Annotated in this window: 10 protein-coding genes and 1 pseudogene; 7 read left to right on the forward strand and 4 right to left on the reverse strand. The window is 44.3% G+C overall.

Features of this window, described 5'->3' with window-relative positions; genetic code table 11:
• Positions 1-136 precede the first annotated feature (136 nt).
• On the reverse strand, positions 137-331 hold the full coding sequence (locus H5300_RS05200) for a PA3496 family putative envelope integrity protein (protein ID WP_004732575.1): 195 nt from the start codon (positions 329-331) through the stop codon (positions 137-139).
• A gap of 363 nt (positions 332-694) precedes the next feature.
• Here H5300_RS05200 and H5300_RS05205 point away from each other — a divergent pair.
• The 3 genes and pseudogenes from H5300_RS05205 to H5300_RS05215 all read left to right on the forward strand — a co-directional run bounded on the left by H5300_RS05205 (position 695) and on the right by H5300_RS05215 (position 3003).
• Positions 695-1519 (forward strand): annotated as a pseudogene (locus H5300_RS05205) (ABC transporter ATP-binding protein).
• A gap of 9 nt (positions 1520-1528) precedes the next feature.
• Positions 1529-2461: an ATP-binding cassette domain-containing protein gene (locus tag H5300_RS05210; protein WP_182795575.1), complete on the forward strand. Its 933-nt coding sequence runs from the start codon at positions 1529-1531 to the stop codon at positions 2459-2461.
• The gene (locus H5300_RS05215) at positions 2458-3003 is read left to right on the forward strand and encodes a transcriptional regulator (RefSeq protein ID WP_102457790.1); all 546 of its coding nucleotides are present in this window, start codon (positions 2458-2460) and stop codon (positions 3001-3003) included. The genes H5300_RS05210 and H5300_RS05215 overlap by 4 nt, the downstream gene beginning before the upstream one ends.
• A 445-nt stretch (positions 3004-3448) precedes the next feature.
• Here H5300_RS05215 and H5300_RS05220 read toward each other — a convergent pair whose 3' ends face one another.
• The gene (locus H5300_RS05220) at positions 3449-5428 is read right to left on the reverse strand and encodes a replication initiator protein RctB domain-containing protein (protein ID WP_182795576.1); all 1980 of its coding nucleotides are present in this window, start codon (positions 5426-5428) and stop codon (positions 3449-3451) included.
• Between the two features lie 1259 nt (positions 5429-6687).
• Here H5300_RS05220 and H5300_RS05225 point away from each other — a divergent pair.
• From H5300_RS05225 to H5300_RS05240, 4 genes are all read left to right on the forward strand, one after another.
• The gene (locus H5300_RS05225) at positions 6688-7905 is read left to right on the forward strand and encodes a ParA family protein (RefSeq protein ID WP_004732566.1); all 1218 of its coding nucleotides are present in this window, start codon (positions 6688-6690) and stop codon (positions 7903-7905) included.
• 5 nt (positions 7906-7910) lie between these two features.
• Positions 7911-8885 (forward strand): ParB/RepB/Spo0J family partition protein, encoded by a 975-nt coding sequence (locus H5300_RS05230; RefSeq protein ID WP_182795577.1) that lies wholly within the window; start codon positions 7911-7913, stop codon positions 8883-8885.
• A gap of 93 nt (positions 8886-8978) precedes the next feature.
• Positions 8979-11078, forward strand: coding sequence for a GNAT family N-acetyltransferase (locus H5300_RS05235; RefSeq protein WP_182795578.1), 2100 nt, complete (start codon positions 8979-8981; stop codon positions 11076-11078).
• Positions 11079-11497: 419 nt separating this feature from the next.
• Entirely contained in the window at positions 11498-13168 is a 1671-nt protein-coding gene (locus tag H5300_RS05240; RefSeq protein ID WP_017078410.1) for a DUF342 domain-containing protein, read from the forward strand.
• A 148-nt stretch (positions 13169-13316) separates the two neighbouring features.
• On the opposite strand, the gene H5300_RS05245 is transcribed toward H5300_RS05240, so the two are convergent.
• The gene (locus tag H5300_RS05245; protein ID WP_017078412.1) at positions 13317-15431 is read right to left on the reverse strand and encodes a type I secretion system permease/ATPase; all 2115 of its coding nucleotides are present in this window, start codon (positions 15429-15431) and stop codon (positions 13317-13319) included.
• Between the two features lie 18 nt (positions 15432-15449).
• Positions 15450-17360, reverse strand: coding sequence for a LapD/MoxY N-terminal periplasmic domain-containing protein (locus H5300_RS05250; protein ID WP_017089350.1), 1911 nt, complete (start codon positions 17358-17360; stop codon positions 15450-15452).
• Position 17361 lies beyond the last annotated feature (1 nt).

Raw genomic sequence — 17361 nt, forward strand, 5'->3', positions numbered from 1 at the left:
CTAAAGGCAGGACAATGGATTTAAATGGTGGGAGACAAGGAACATGGTTTACTTATAAAAAACTCATAGCCCTTTTAAAAAGTTATATAAATCAAAGGGTGGCGGTGCGCCACCCTCTTAAATGCAATAGGGATCCTTAGTGAATAAGACCTAGTTCCCTCGCTTCTTCCAGACTAAAACCGCTTTCTCTAATTTCTCTTAGAGCTTCAATACGACGACGAGCTTCAGCGGACTTCATTTTCTTTTCTGGCTTGAAAGATACTTCTTCTTCAGCATCCCACTTGTTTGCAATATTTGTCATTTCATCATGGTTGATAGAATTAATGGACATGTTTTCCTCCGAAAAGCACCATGTAATGGACAGGTAATCTGTAGCAAATGCTATTTCACTTGTTAAGACATTCTGTACTGAAATGTGATGATTCCGACGCTTCACAAAGCTAATTAATAAATGCCTCATTTAAACTTTGCCAAAGCCATTTTCTGCAATTACATTTACAAGATTCCCCATAAGAAATGTGGTTTGATCCACCTCTCATTTTCCCCGTTCTCATTTCTTGTTTCCCCACTGAAACTTCGTGAAATAACCCAAGATAAATTTCGAGGCACTTCATTCTTTTTGTGCTCATCGCTTTCACTAAATTCACTTCATGTTAATGATAATAGTTATCAATATCATAACTGAGGATTTATCATGTCTAGGGAAAATTCAGATAAACCACTTCTCGAAGTGAAGAATCTATGTGTCGATTACATCACCGATGACGGTGATTTTAATGCCGTAAAATCCGTAAGCTTTAGCATAGGCCAAGGCGAGATTTTTGGTTTGGCTGGCGAATCAGGGTGCGGAAAAAGTACCATCGCGTTTGCCATTAACCGTTTACACAAGCCGCCTGCTTTCATCTCTGGAGGGAAGATACTGTTCAACGGGCAAGATCTGCTCGGTTTATCTGACGACCACTTGAACACCTTGCGTTGGAGCGAAATCGCCATGGTGTTCCAAAGTGCGATGAACTCACTCAATCCCGTACTGACCATTGAAGAGCAGTTCGCTGATGTTTTACGTCACCACAAAGGAATGACCAACGAACAAGCTAAAGACCGCGCAGAGAAGCTCCTCGACCTTGTAAACATTCCTCGTAACCGCCTCACCGAATATCCGCATCAGTTCAGCGGAGGGATGCGTCAACGCTTAGTGATCGCCATCGCGCTCGCCCTCAATCCCAAATTGATCATCATGGACGAGCCGACAACGGCGCTTGATGTGGTTGTACAACGCGAAATTCTGCAGTAAATACACCAACTCAGAGAAGAGTTTGGGTTTTCGATATTGTTCATCACCCATGACCTGGCACTAATGAGCCAGCTATGTGACCGCATTGCCATCATGCGCCACGGCCAGATCGTTGAAATCAACCAAGCCTATGAGATTCGTAACAACCCTCAGCACTCCTACACCCAAAAGCTATGGAGTTCTTTCCCTAACATTCACGAACATGCGCACGCGACTACGTGCTAGGAGAGCTCCATGTCACAACCTATTTTTCAAGTGAAAAACCTCGTTAAAGAGTTCACCGTCGGCGGTGGATTTGGCAAAGAAGCGATCTTTAGAGCACTGCATGGGGTGAGTTTTGATTTGCATGCCGGTAAAACATTGGCGCTGGTTGGAGAATCAGGCTGCGGGAAAAGCACCTGCGCCCGATTGATGACCAAGGTTTACCCACCGACAGAGGGAGAGATACTGTTCAATGGCAGAGACATCTCTACCCTAAAAAGCCGCAAAGATATCTTGGATTACCGCAGCCGTGTACAAATGATATTTCAAGACCCATTTGGCTCACTTAATCCAACTCACACCATTGAGCACCACTTAACGCGCCCGCTTAAAATCCATAAGCAAGTTGCCACGAAACAGGCTCTCACAGAGCGTCTCAAAGAGTTATTAACGCTGGTGGAGTTACCCATTGAAACTCTCGCCAAATACCCTCATGAGCTCAGTGGTGGCCAAAGACAGCGGGTTAATTTAGCAAGAGCGCTCGCAGTGGGTGCAGAGGTTATCCTTGCCGATGAACCTACCTCGATGTTGGATGTTTCAATACGACTTGGCGTGTTAAACCTGATGCAAAAAATGAAGAAAGAGTTGGGGATTGGCTTTTTGTACATAACCCATGATCTCGCCACGGCACACTACATCGCAGAAGAGACGGCGGTAATGTACAAAGGGCAGATCGTCGAATGGGGATCAACACAGTCGATCTTAACCAATCCACAACATCCGTACACTAAACTGTTGATCTCTGCCGTTCCCGATCCCGATCTGCCATTTGGCGAACTCGTCAAAAATGAGCCAAACTATTCAATAAACGCAGATCGAATTCGAGAGCAGAGCTGTGAAATACAGCATGAAATCAAGCAAGTTTCTGATAATCACTTTGTAAAACAGTGGGATAACGTTGCATGAATGAACTAGACACTTGGTTAGAGCGGATCGGAGATTGGTACAAAGACCGAAAGCATGATCAAGTGGACCGGTTAGAACCTTTGATCTTAACGCCTCCAGATGCACTCTGGGGGCCAATGATCACGGATGAGCAGAGCAAAGGCATCGCATGTTGGCTAGACGGATGCCTGAGAATCTTTACGTTTTATCGATATAAAGACGGAACGCTGACGACATCGACAAAGTTTGCAGCATCAAGCGTATCATCGCTCTCAAACGAGGCTGGTGGTTCGCACAATCAAGAAAAGGCCTATCAATACCTGATGTTTGCCTATAGCAAGCTGCAGGCCGTGTCATGCGACCCAAAATCAGAGCCTGACTTGCAAGAGTGGTGTACGCAGCGGCTCCAGCATTTATGTGTACTGGCTTTGGAATTTACCAACCAACAACAAGAACCGCGCTGGAAAGAAGAGTCAGAAAAATTGATCGATTCGCATGTGCGTTTTATGGCAAGCCAACACCAGAACGATGATCAAGGTGCAGCTCTACGTCAACGCCACTGATCCACTCCACGATTTAACCCTGAACGATCAAACACCAAAGCAGAATCCCTTCACAAATAGGATCCGTGAAAAGCATGATCTAGCCTTGATCATGCTTCAGGGTCAGCAGTTACGATTTACATATAAGTTATTGAATTTTATTAATTATATGAATTTCAGGCAAAAAAAAGCGAGTCCCTTAGGAACTCGCAAAAATCTATTCAGTATGATGTAACAAAATATGAGCCAATCTATTAATCATAAGAAAGGACAAAGGTTGTCTATTCGGGATAAATAATAATCAACTGGATGCGTTACATTGTCAGAACTTTGTCAGCGTTAGGTGCGGTTTTAATCAGCACCTAATGTGTTCAAACTATCCATTCATCGACCGTAAATACGGGCTTCTTGATACTGGGTATTCCTACTGCAAAAATCAGCTCGAAAGATCAACACGCCCTAGTGATTAATGGCCAATCGCCATTTCATCGAGCGCTAGAAACACATTCTCGTCCAAATGACCTTTGTGAACTTGTTTACACACTTTACGACGTACAGCCAAACCAGAAATCAAACGTTCAATGGACAGGTGTCGATTGCTGGTGCTGTCACGGTCGTTGTACAGCTCAATTAAGCGACTCAGTGTTTCGTATGGGATAACATCCTCCCCTACTCTCAACCAATCAAGCTTCTCAATGAGCTCTGAGCACTCTTCTTTGATTGAGGCATGTGAATGCCCGGTCATAGCAGATAAAGCCGTTATACTGCGTTCTAGAGCCTCTGTGGAGGTATATTTAGAGAGAGTAATCATGATCTCATCAGCGTTGATCTCAACAGAGTGTTTACGCTGCTTAACTCGACGTCCCAATTTGCCTCTTGGCGACGGAGCTTTGCGCTGAATTGGTTCAAACTCACCATCGATAATCTCAGACAGCTCTTCCAGCTTCTGCTTAGACACCATCTCGTTACGCAGCGGGTTCGGTAACGTCGGTGCCATATTACGCTTACCGGCGTTGGTAGTACGCGCTCTTGAATAACGCAACACCTCTTCGACATTACATTTGATATCAACCTGATAATCGGTGGTTTTTCCTTTTTCGATCAACGCAGTGATCGTCAAGTGATAACCCCAAAGATTCACCAGGAAGGTATCTTCTTGATCCCCTACTTCGCCCAATTTTCTGAGTTCGCGGATCAAATCCATCGAGAAACGACGCCAATCGATATTACGAGCCAACTTCTGGTTCAGCTCGCTCAGTAACATACAATCTGAGTGGCGACGTGCCATACGGCTTCTAAAGTACGAATACATTTGGAAGACCAAGGTATGTTGTTTCAGGATTTCTGGCGGAAATAGGAAGAAATAATCACGCGTCAGCAGCTCTTCGTAGAACGAAGGTTCCCAGACAAGGATATACAGGTTCGGTTTAATGCGAATTTCGCCATCAGAGCCCTCTGTAGGCGCTTCTTCTGATGCCGTAATGGTTCTAGCTAAGAATCGGAAACGATCACTCTTGAAGCCTTCTGGCATGTTCTCGCTAAGCCAACGGCCCGTGAGCTCGTGCAGTTGGAAATCCGTAAATTCGATACGATCAATACTGTCACGGATCGAATCGCGTGCAGGACCGCTGTCTTTCTTGCCACGCAAAGACAAAATATCAGTGATGTAGAGTGGTGTTTTGTTCGGTGTGTGTTTCGCGTCGAGATGATAATCATCTTGGTGGTGATCATGATATTGAACAGTAAGCGTGAATAACGCGAACAGCGTCATCAGATCGTCAACCGTCATGATGTTTTTAGAAGATCGTGTCTCGATCACCGCTCGAGTACCAGAGATCGAAACCATAGATTTCTGGTAGCTCTTACGTGTTCTAGGTGGCGCCAACGCTTGATCAATAATCCCCGCCCAATTGGTTGGAGAAACAATGAATTGATCCGCTTCGTCTTTCATCGTCGGTGGTGTATTCAGTCCGTGTTCATTCAGTAAGCGCTTGTTTACTTTGGTTTGAGCTAGTGCTTTAGAACGCTTCTGCTTTTCATTTTGCTTGACGCTTTCTGTCACTAAACTGGTGGCACCCAGAACCGATATCAATTGGTTTGGGTTCACAAAGCGATGCAACATGGTTTTACCCGCAAGGCCTTCTTCAAAACGAACTGGGATTTGTTTGAACAGACCAATACTTACAGCGGCTCTCAGCCTTTGTTGCAAGGCGGCGCGAGTCACTTGACCATCAGTTGATTCAATAATCTCGGTGGTGGAGACGTATCCATCTTTGCTGCTAAACCCACGTAGTGAAATTAGGTTAAGAAGCTCAACGATGCTTTTGGTGACCCCTTTGAAGTGTTGATATTGTTCTATCCATTCAACGGCTGTTTCAGATACCTCAAATAAATGACCATCTTTGTGGCTTCGTGCCTTAATTAACAATTTCTCTTCTGGTTTCATTTTTGATCCGTATCACACTAACCGTAATTTCACTATAGTTCCTGAATGATAAAGAAAGAATGATCATAAATAAAGAGAATTTATTGGCTTTTAAATAACTGATCTTTTTGATTAATATGATCTTAAATGATTAAGTGATCTAATGATCTGGCTGTGAGTTTGCTTTTAAGTGCATGAATTATAAGTGTTAAAAAAAATCCGATTGGAAAGCATGATCATAAAGAACTCGAAACGATGATCATTAAATTAAAGAAAGCATGATCACAGAACCTCAGAACGATGATCATTAAGTCATTGTAAGCATGATCATTATCGGTTCGAAAGCATGATCATTATGCTTATACAGCTTATCCACAGTCCGTAATTGATCAAGTTGTATTAAGCGGCTTCTAAGTCACCTATGTGGATATTTTTGACAGCCAATTCATCGGAACAATGATCAAGTAATGCCCCTTTTACATCGTTCTTCCCCTTTGGCGTTCAAAATTCAATCGGTATTGGTTCCATAATCACTGGTTGGGGGCTTTTAGCTCGATACATCATAAATCAGGAAGCATGATCATGAAATTGTCATGTTTCTGTATTTGTAATCCGTGTCGATTGAATTTCCAAGCAATGAGGCCTTATAGAGCTTGAATCCCCATTGCAAAAGCATTTGTCCGTAAGTTAGCTCTATATTTATATGCTTCCGTAACGATATTTACTTGATCATTTTTCCGTGAGTTGATCATTTCTAACATGCACTTACTCCGATCAATATTGGTGAGTTTAGGCCTTGATCATGCTTCATAATTTGGCCCTGTCAATTATCTAACTGTTGATGTGCTCCATGATCATTCTTCCGGATAGGTTCCAATTCTCTTTTGTTTTATTACACTCGATTTTTACTTCGACTTTGAATTTTTTGTCCATTTGGTCTGTTTGGTTATTTTTTATTGAAAATCTGACAAATTCGAATGCAAATCACACCAACCGTAATCTATGGTTGTATTTCAATCGTTCCGAAGTTTATTTGCTGGTATTACATTTACATTGTAAATAAGTGACGATGTAACATTTTAAATGTAAACCGGAAATAGCACTGTTAGCGGTGATAAAAATAGAAGTTTTTGTGTTCATCTAAGCCTATTTTTCATCAAACTGTAAAAATACAGTCTATTTTATGTGATTTTACTCATAAATGTATGTTCATGTTTTTGTTGTGTTTGTTGTTAATCGCTGTACAATTTGTTCTAGGTTAATCATTACGGAAACTGGCAATGAAAAGAGAACAAACGATTGATAAGCTCTATCAGCTAGCCGAACAAACTCAACAAGTTCAGGCTGACCGAATTGAGATTATTCTGGAAGAGCGAAGTGATGAACATTTCCCTCCAATGTCTAAAGCTATGATGGAGACGCGTTCAGGCTTAACTCGTCGAAAATTGGATGAGGCTATCAACAAGCTTGAAGCGGATGGTCATCAGTTTACAAAGAACAACGCCAATCATTACTCGATTTCATTGACTGAAGCTCACATGCTGATGGACGCAGCTGAAGTACCGAAGTTCCACCAACGTAAGCAGCATGTAGACAATAAGCCATGGGTTATTAACGTACAGAACCAAAAGGGCGGTACGGGTAAATCAATGACTGCGGTTCACCTAGCGGCTTGTCTGTCTTTGAACTTAGATAAGCGCTACCGTATCTGCTTGATTGACTTGGATCCACAAGGTTCTTTGCGTCTGTTCTTAAACCCACAAATTAGTGGTGCAGAGCACGACAGTATCTATTCTGCTGTTGATATCATGTTGGACAACGTGCCAGAAGGCCAAGATGTTGATCTTGAATTCTTGCGTAAGAACGTACTTTTACCAACACAGTATCCGAATCTAAAGACGATTTCGGCGTTCCCAGAAGACGCGATGTTTAACGCTGAAGCGTGGCAAAGCCTATCTCAAGATCAGTCACTTGATATTGTTCGTCTTTTAAAAGAGAAGCTTATCGACAAAATTGCTGATGATTTTGATGTGATTATGATTGATACCGGCCCGCACGTAGACCCTCTAGTGTGGAACGCAATGTACGCATCGAACGCTCTTCTGATTCCATGTGCAGCCAAGCGTTTGGATTGGGCTTCAACGGTTAACTTCTTCCAGCACTTACCAACCGTGTACGAGATGTTCCCGGACGACTGGAAAGGGCTCGAATTTGTTCGTCTAATGCCAACCATGTTTGAAGACGACAACAAGAAGCAGGTATCAGTATTAACTGAGATGAACTACCTGTTGAATGACCAAGTAATGATGGCCACTATTCCAAGAAGCCGCGCTTTTGAAACCTGTGCAGATACTTACAGCACGGTTTTCGATCTAACGGTGAGCGACTTTGAGGGTGGTAAGAAAACTCTGGCTGTCGCTCAAGACGCAGTACAAAAAAGTGCTCTAGAATTAGAGCGTGTATTACATAGCAACTGGCCTTCACTTAATCAGGGATAACAAGAATGGCGATTAAAACATCTGACTTAAATGCAAAGCTATTTGGTAAAGCAAACAAACGTCGCGTAGCTACGCCACAAGAAGCTCAAACAGCGGCTAAAGAACAGGCTCAAGTGATCGAGCTTTCTGTTGCAGGCGAAGAATTGGTTTCATTTGAACTAGTTCGAATTCCGGCGGCTGACGTAGCAACTCAAACGGTTGTTTTCGAAGAAAATGCTCGTGAGCAATCTTTCTTAAACGAGCACGCGCTTTCTGATGTTCTTACAACATTGAAAGAACGTGGCCAGCAATACCCAGCGGTTGGTCGTAAAAACAAAGACGGTAAGATTGAAGTTCTCGATGGTAGCCGTCGTCGTATGTCGTGTATTTTGGCTGACAAAGAGTTCCTTATCTATGTAGCTGAAAACATCAACGGCGAACACGCTAAGTTCCTATCTGATGTTGCTAACGCTCATAAGCCGCTTTCTCTGTATGAGAAGGGTAAAGAGATGCAAGCGAAGCTAGATAAAGGCGAAGCTGAAGACCAGAAAGCACTAGCGAAAATGTTCCAGTGCAGTGAAGCTTTGGTGAGTGGCGCGTTGAAAGCGGCGGCTTTGCCTCTTGAACTGCTACAAGCTTACCCAAATGTGAGCGATCTTGGTCGACCAACCATTGTTAAGCTGCACAAACAATTTGGTGGACTGACTGGCGAACAGCAGCAAACATTACTGACTAAGTGTGCTGCTTCTGAAGGTTTTGTATGGCAGCGTAGCGAAGCACAAGGTGTTACGCGTTTAACTAAAGACGTTACTGAAACTTTGGAAGGTTGGATTCTTGAATTGGCACCTGCGCCAGTGAAGAAAGCTTCTCCAAAAGTTGAGCTTATTAAGGGCCGCGCTTCATACAGCCGTAAGGGTTCAAACTTGGCGTTGAACCTTAAGAAAGTGGATGATGCGACAATGGAAGAGATTTTGGCCTTCGTTCAATCCAAGCTCGACTAAGTCGACAACTTCCCATTACGACTCTAAAGCCGCATTATGCGGCTTTTTATTTGGCTGTGATAAACTGTGTCTAGATGAATCTGGACGCTAACTATGACAAACCCAACCAACACTTTTCTGCATACACTTTCTGATGTTGCTCAACATAATGATCACCGTTACGGCGTGGTTTTTAACGGCGATGTCGATTGGCAAAACACGGTTATTTCAACCTTCCTTGAAGATAAGAACGTTAAATCCATTTTTCAGATTGGCGGTGTCCCATTCGACGATGTGACGCATGCTCCGGTTAAGAAGGGGCTACAACTTCTGGGTCGTGAATGCCAGATTCTTGTTTGTGATTTTAGAGATCAGTTTGACGCGAATGGTTTCAGTGCAGCACTGGGATCGTTAGTCGGTGGCGGTTTGTTGTTGGTGTTGCCGCCAAACGTCAATGAAGCTGAAGAGGGTAGGAGTTCTTGCTTTGGCCAACGTTGGTTAAAGGGGCATTTCGATAAACTCATTTCTGTTTCGCAAGCTAATGAAGCTGTCGATGTTACTCAAGCGAGTAACGCATTCCCCCCAAAACAAAACGTTGAAATCGGATTGGATAGATTTGAACAGCAAAACGTGGCAGTTGAGTTAGTCAAAAAGGTGTTGTCTGGGCATCGCAAACGTCCTTTGATTCTCACCGCAGATAGAGGCCGCGGTAAAAGCTCGACGTTGGGGATTGCCGCAGCGCAGCTTCTGGTTGAACGTCATGGATTAGATATTATTGTGACTGCGCCTTCTGTGAAAGCAATCGAGCCTGTATTTTCCCATGCAATACAGCGACTCGAAGTCATCGAAGTGGTTAACGCTACTCACATTCGCCATCAAGGGGGAAGTTTAAGATTCGTGGCTCCGGACGACTTACTTAAATCTAAGCCTGATTGCGACCTGCTATTGGTTGATGAAGCGGCTGCTATTCCAATCCCTATGCTCAAGTCCATGGTCGGTATTTATCATCGCATGGTTTTTTCAACCACGGTACACGGTTACGAGGGCAGTGGACGAGGGTTTGGGATTAAGTTTGAATCTTGGCTTTCTGTACTCCGCCCTGGTTGGAAAGGCTTTAAGCTTGAACAACCGATTCGTTGGAACAACAACGACCCACTAGAAGCTTGGTTGTTTGATTGCTTCCTGCTTGGTAACGATGCGTCGCTAAGTGACTCGGCGATTCATGAATTAGATAACTTTTCTGATCAGACAATCAACCAATTAAATTTAGTTGAACTATCAAAAGCAGATTGCTTGGCTAATCCACACAAGTTACAACGATGTTTTTCTCTACTTGTCGATGCTCATTATCAAACGTCACCCAACGACTTAATGCAGTTCCTCAACAATTCAGCAATCCGTTTGTACGCCGCTTGGCAGCAAGATGAATGCTTAGGTTGTATGTTGGTTACTGAAGAGGGTGGCTTAGATAAAGATTTGATTGCTCAGATTCAAATTGGAAAACGCAGACCTCAAGGACACCTTGCTCCTGTGTTACTGGCAAACCAACTTGGCTGTACAGAAGCGGCGACCAGTCGCTGCCTTCGAGTGATGCGCATTGCAGTTTCAACGCCTCATCAGGGTTTGGGCATTGGTGGTTGGATGTTGGCTAAGTTATCAGAGCAAACCAGCCAAGCGGATTATCTGGCGACAAGCTTCGGTGCGACTAGTGAGTTGATTTCATTCTGGCGCGATAACGATTTTGTACCTGTCCATATTGGCCACCAGCGCGATCAGGCAAGTGGCTGCCACTCGGTATTGATGGTTAAGGCGCTTACCTCAAACTCCCAAAGCTGGATTAACCAAGCTCTAAGTCACTTCGAGCGTAGCTACTGCTTTCTTGTTTCAGGTTCTTTAGTTTCACTTGAAACCGAAATGGTGCGCGTACTGCTGCCAAAGAGTGTCAATACCGTTAGCGAGTTTGAAACTCAGTTAGTTAGAAATTATGTGAACGGTGGCAACAGTTACGATGCGATTAGCTTCAGCGTACTGAACTTGATTCTACTCAGTAACGAGCGAAACATAGGTATTTCTGACTTACTCATCGCAAAGGTTGTTCAGCAGAAAGAGTGGGGGACTTGTGTTGAACAGTCTAATCTTGTTGGTCGCAAACAAGCAGAGATTCAGTTTCGTAAAGACGTCGATGTTTTGCTAGCAAATTTACAGTGTAAATAGACAAGCCATCATTTAAATAGATTGACCGTTACAAATTAGATTTACAGTGTAAATTAGAATCTTGGATTTACACTGTAAACTGAAGCTCCATATTGAAATCCGTTTTTACCCTGATTACCAGCTTCATCACTTCTGTTCCACCTCTCCACAACAGCCTTTAATCTTCTAAAGCTATTCGCCTTTACTATCTTGCTCTAATATCGAATCGACATTCAATCACGCGAAATATTCTGAAAAATTTCCCTATGTATTTGTAAAGGCGAAGTAGATCATAAAATGTGTAAGTCTTATTTATGAGTCATGTTTGCAGAATCGAAAGTAAGTGATGTGACGCTGATTATTCTAATAATGTGATACTCAGCGCAGAACGAATTATATAGACTGAATAACAACTGAGTCATTAGGGATACTCAATTCGAATGTGGGATAACATTGTTACATTGTCAGAAGACAAGCAACAAGTGATGGCATGTCTGCCGTCGGGGTTTGTGGTTGAAGCAAGCTTTGATAACACGACGTTGCCACCAACCTTGGAAGCTTTGGACGCATCAAACTATTTTCTTTTTGAAGAAGAGGTGTTGCGCTTCGTCACTCTTGCCAAAGAAGGTAAAGGGGAAGCTTACGAAGGAGTCTTGATTGCCGAAGTTCGTAACGCAAGCGTTGCTGTCGAACTGTCTGATGACGAGATGCTCGCGAGTCTGGTGGTGACGGGACCACATCATGGACACGCACTGCGCGGGAGCGACATCATTCACTGTTTAGCCCAAGCCCACATAACAAAGGGAATTAATAAGTTAGCGCTCAGAAAAGTGCTGATGATGAGTAACAAGCTTAAACCCGGTGAAAAGTTTACTCAACCCGTCGCGAAAGGGACGCAGCCAGTAAAGGGCAAAGATGCTAAGTTTGCCGCCTTGGTTGAAGACATTACTCGCCAAGTCTTGAAGCCTCGCAGTAAAGACGAAGGCAAGATTGATATGCGAGACTTGGGGCAAACCATTACTGTTGGTCAAAATGATCACTTAATGAAGCGTACTCCCGCGACCAAAGGCATCGCTGGCTTTACCGTCCAAGGTCGAATTATCCCACCGCTTCCTGGACAAGACAGTTTAATTAAGCCTGGAAAGGGCACCTACATCTCCCCTGACGACCCCAATTTATTACTCGCTTCATTTCCTGGATTACCCATAATCAAAGATAGAACTATTGAAGTAGATGACGCCTTGTGTGTTAGCAACGTAGATGTTTCAACCGGACACGTTAAATTCAAAGGCAATGTCTTTGTCTCTGGGAACATTGAACCGGGAATGATCGTTAAAGCGACAGGAAGTGTCACGGTTGGTGGCTTTATTGAATCGGCAGAAGTCCAAGCACAGGGTGACATTAAAGTCGCGAAGGGGATTATCGGTCATACGACTAAAGAGGGTGAGCCGAAAAGCTGCAAGGTGTTTAGCAAAGGTTCTATCACAGCAAGCTACGCGCAGAACGCCGAACTCCAAACCGCCACCGACCTTCGACTGGGTGTGCACAGCATGAGTAATGATATTCGTTGTGGTAACAACCTTATCGTGATGGACAGTTTGAAGAAGCACGGTACGCTCAGTGGCGGCGAAGCGAGAGTCGGTGGGAAAGTGGAGTGTGTCTTTTTAGGCGTAGAAGGAGATACCGCAACCAAGGTACACGGATTTGCACGTTACGATGGTTACCGACAAAAGATAGCCGAGCTGAAAGAAACTTATAAGCACGCTCAAGAGCAGACCATGGATGTGATTCGCCAAGAGCTCGAATTTAAGAAGCGACCAAAAGCGGAACGCAGCGAAGAGCAAGCGCTAGAAATTGAGCAGCATCGAGAAAAGAACAATCTCGCGATTGAAAATACTAAGTCGCAGTTGGATACACTCGAAGCTGAGTTTGAAACCAACCTTGCCGAGTGCACAGTTGAGGCGCATGAAAAGGTGTATACCCGAGTGACGATTCAATTTGGTGATGAGACAGTCACCACCAAGCGAACCCATGGCGGCAGTGTTTTCTCGTTCAACCAATACGAGATTCAATGTTCATTCAAAATGGAACAAGAAGATATCTCGTTGTAATTGAAATACTTTGAAATTGACCGACTCTGAATAGAGCGGCTCGAGCTATTTTCTACTCATTAGAACAAACAAAAAAGGGGGAGCTGATGCTCCCCCTTTGCTTTTTCTGATATTGATCTAGTTAGATTCTTTAAGTCACATGAGCGCTTTAACTTGCTGCTCTTACCTTGCCTTGCTTCAAGTCTGACAGAACTTGTGCTTTCGGGCCGTCGGCAATAATGCTGCCTCTCTCCATCACAATCACTCGATCTACAATATCCAACATCGATGTTTTGTGGGTGATAAGAATCAATGTCTCGCTTGGCAATAACTGGTTGAGTTGATGTTTGATGTGCATCTCTGAGCGATTATCCATCGCACTGGTCGGTTCATCCATCAAAAGCACGGGTGGACGTCCTAAGAAGGCTCTCGCTATGGCAATCGACTGACGTTGACCACCTGATAGCAAAGCACCACCTTCGCCCACTTGGCGTTCCAAGCCAGCTGGATCTTGCTGAGTAAAAGCGGTCACGCCTGCACGGTTGGCTGCGTCCATCACATCACGGTCATCGACCAACGGGCGACCTAAGGTAATGTTGTCTCTTACTGAGCCGTAGAACAGGTTACTGTCTTGCGGTACACAGCCTATATTGCGTCGTACGTCGACATGATGCAGTTGTTCCATGTCAGTGTCATCAATGCGCACATGACCTTCTGTGGGCTTGTATAGGCCCATAATCAAACGTTCTAGCGTGGTCTTGCCTGAACCAATTCGGCCAATGATCGCCACTTTTTCACCGGGTTTGATATTAAGGGTCAGGTCTCTGATAGAAGCGACTGGCGAGTCTGGGTAGTGGAACGTCACTTTATCTAGCGCAATATGACCCTGAATAATCGGACGGTGGATGTAGCGCTTACCTTCTTCCTGTTCATCAGGCATCGACATTACTTGTTCAATCAAGGTCATCGAAGACTTTGCTTGGTTGTAACGTGTAGAAAGCAAAGACAGTTGAACAAGAGGGCCAATTGCACGGCCGCTCAACATGGTCGCGGCAATCAAGCCACCCATAGTGAGTTCACCTTCTGCGATGAGGTACACACCAAAAATGATCATACCTACATTGGTACTTTGTTGAACAAAGCCAGCCGTGTTTTGGATGCTGTCGGTGATGCGGCGACTTTTGATATTCCAGTTTGCCATGTGCGCAACCGCTTCTTCCCAACGGAATTGGAACTGACTTTGCGCGCTGAATAGCTTAACGGTTTCTAACCCAGCCAAGCTCTCAATCAGGTTCGCGTACTTCTGAGAAGCAAGTCGAGAGCCTTCTTCAATCGTACGACGTAGTGGCCCTTGGATTAACAGTGCATAGATAATCAAAATGACCACACCGACGACAGGAACAAACACAAGGTTTCCGGCCATCAGCCAAATTAACGCCAAGAACATCAGCGCGAATGGTAAGTCGATTAACGAGCCAATGGTTGCTGAGGTAAAGAACTCACGGATTGATTCAAATTCTTGCAGGTTTTTCGCGAAAGCGCCAACAGAGGCGGGCTTTGCTTCCATGCGAATCCCCAGAACTTTACTGAACAGTTTAGAGGAAATTAGGATATCGGATTTTTTCCCCGCGACATCAATGAAGTAACTGCGCATTAACTTGAGAAGCAGATCGAAAAGGAAGACGACGAAAATACCACTCGCCAACACCCACAGGGTTTCAAAGGCAAGGTTAGGGACTACTTTGTCGTACACCAAACGAGTAAACATTGGCGCGGCAATGGCGAAGATATTGATCAAAATGGATGCAATCAACACATCACGATAGATGTTTTTAGATTCCCAAATGGTGCTCCAAAACCAGTGACCTTTGCGTGTTTTTAGAACCTCAGGTGAACGTTCATCATAACGGAATTGTTTTTTTACCAAGAAGTAGCGGCCGATGAATTGTTCTTTGAGTTCATCGACTGGAATGACGATAGGCACCATCCCGCTTTCTGCGGTGATGATCTCTGCTTCTTGTTTTTCTAAGTCGATACTATTTAGAACACATGCTTCGCCCTGTTTGAGAAGTAAAATAGCAGGCAGAATCAGGTGAGGAATACTTTCTAACTCGGAACGGTTTTCTTTCGCCACTAATCCCGCTCGTTCAGCAGAACGAGGGAATAGGAAAGGGGTTAGCTTTCCATCGGATAGTGGTAGCCCATTGATCAACGCTTCGGGCGAGTTAGCTAACCCGTAATACCGACTAACGTAGATCAGTGAGTTTAATAGTGGATCTTGCATGCGATATAACCCTTACAACTATTTATCAACAATGAAGCCTTGGAACACTTCTACGTAGTTATCAGACAGGATATCTAGCTGAGTCTGAGTTTCTATTCGAGACGCAATGGTGGTTATGCCTAGGTTGTGAGCGGTTCTAGAGATCGACGTTAAGGTGAATTTCTGTTTTTCATCATCAAGGTTGTGCGTGAACAAGTAATCCAACTTCACATAGCTTGGGCGGTACTCGTTGATGTAATCCAATGATTGGAAATTACGTCCGTAGTTATCAACACCGAATACGGACTCAGCGTTACGAATGGTGTTACACAGCAGCGCCGTGTAGTGCGGAACATTGATGAAACAATTTTCTGGAATCTCAAAATGTAACAGATGAGCAATTGAGGCATTGTGTTCAAGAGTTTTACCAATCCAGCGGATGAAGCTTGGCTGAGAAATACTGCTTGGCGAAATATTGATAGCAACGGGGCTCGTTATTTCTTTCGCATTCAGTTTCTCTATCATCTTCTCGATAACGTATTGGTCGAGAATGTGGCTCATTTCTAACTGTTCTAGTGCGTATAGATATTGGTTTGCACCGTAACGAACTCCGTCTTTTTCAATCGCAGAGAACACTTCTTGGTGATACGTTTTGCCAAAGCTATTGTTTGCAGCTTGCAGACGGAAGGTGACAAGGTCGTTGATGATCGCTTCTTCAACCAACATACGCCATTGTTGTTTGCCCATCACAGCACCATGATCGTCTGCCGTTACGTAGCCGTAAGTCAGTTCACGGTTCGCCTTCGCACTTGAGAGCGCATTATCGACCAATGACATGATTTCGGTACTGGTTTTTCGCGTGTTGCTGTATGTCACACCTAGCGCGATGTGTGGATTCGCCGTACCTGTTGGGTCTGAGCCTAGGTTTTGAATGCAGTTTACGATGCTGCCAGCAACAAGTTTAAGTTCGCTTTCATCAATGTTTGGCATGATGAAACCGAATTCGTCACTAGAAATACGGGCGATGGTGATATCTGGTGATGAGATTGAAGCTTGCAGCTGTTCAGCCAGTTGATGAACCAAGGCATCACCTTCTTGATAGCCTTTTTCGTCGTACTCTTCACTAATAAATTCGGCTTTTAGTACGGCTAAACCACCTAAACTCGACTCTTCTAACCATTGAGTTAACTGAGACATGTAGTAAGCGCGGTTGCCTAGCTGAGATACAGGGTCGATATACGCTCTTTCACGCAGCTTTTGAGCTTCTTTCGCTTGGTTTTTAAAGGCCAGTTCAACTTGGGTCGACATGTGGTTGATACCATCGACAACCAAGGTGAGATCTTTTGTCTTTGGACGAGCCAGTGGTTCTCCAAACTGATTCTTCGCGATCTGATCCATCTTGGTAATGATCAACGAGAGCGGGCGTAAAGCACGCTTAAGGATCCAAGAGATAGACACTAAACCGAGCAAGAAGATCGTGCCAAAGATGCTCAGTAAGCGGATGAACGCTTGCCAAAGCTGATCGTAGGCAGGACCAGGGTGACTTACGATCTCGACTTCTGCCAGTTGCATCCAGCCACTGGTAATTACGCGGCGGTCATGAACAGGCTCAAATAGGTTAAGGTTAGTAAACCACTCTGGTACGCCAGTTGGCTTTACAGGGTATGAACGGAGAATGTCATCTCCGGTGTCTAGGAAAATCAATCGCACGACGGAATAAGAACTGCCATCAAATAGGGCGTTGATAACAGACTCCACTGCCACCTTGTCCTTTTCTTCTAGGTAAGGGGCGAGAGCCAGTCCAACAGTATTAATGGTATTACTTACCTCAGAGCGTTGCTGCTCCTCTAAGTATCCACGGGTGGTATTGAATTCGATCATAAAAACTGACGTCATCAGCAGTATGAATACCGCAACCATCCCGACCACAAGCTGTTTATATAAAGTCATT

Source organism: Vibrio sp. SG41-7 (assembly GCF_014164465.1).
Taxonomy (GTDB): Bacteria; Pseudomonadota; Gammaproteobacteria; order Enterobacterales; family Vibrionaceae; genus Vibrio; species Vibrio splendidus.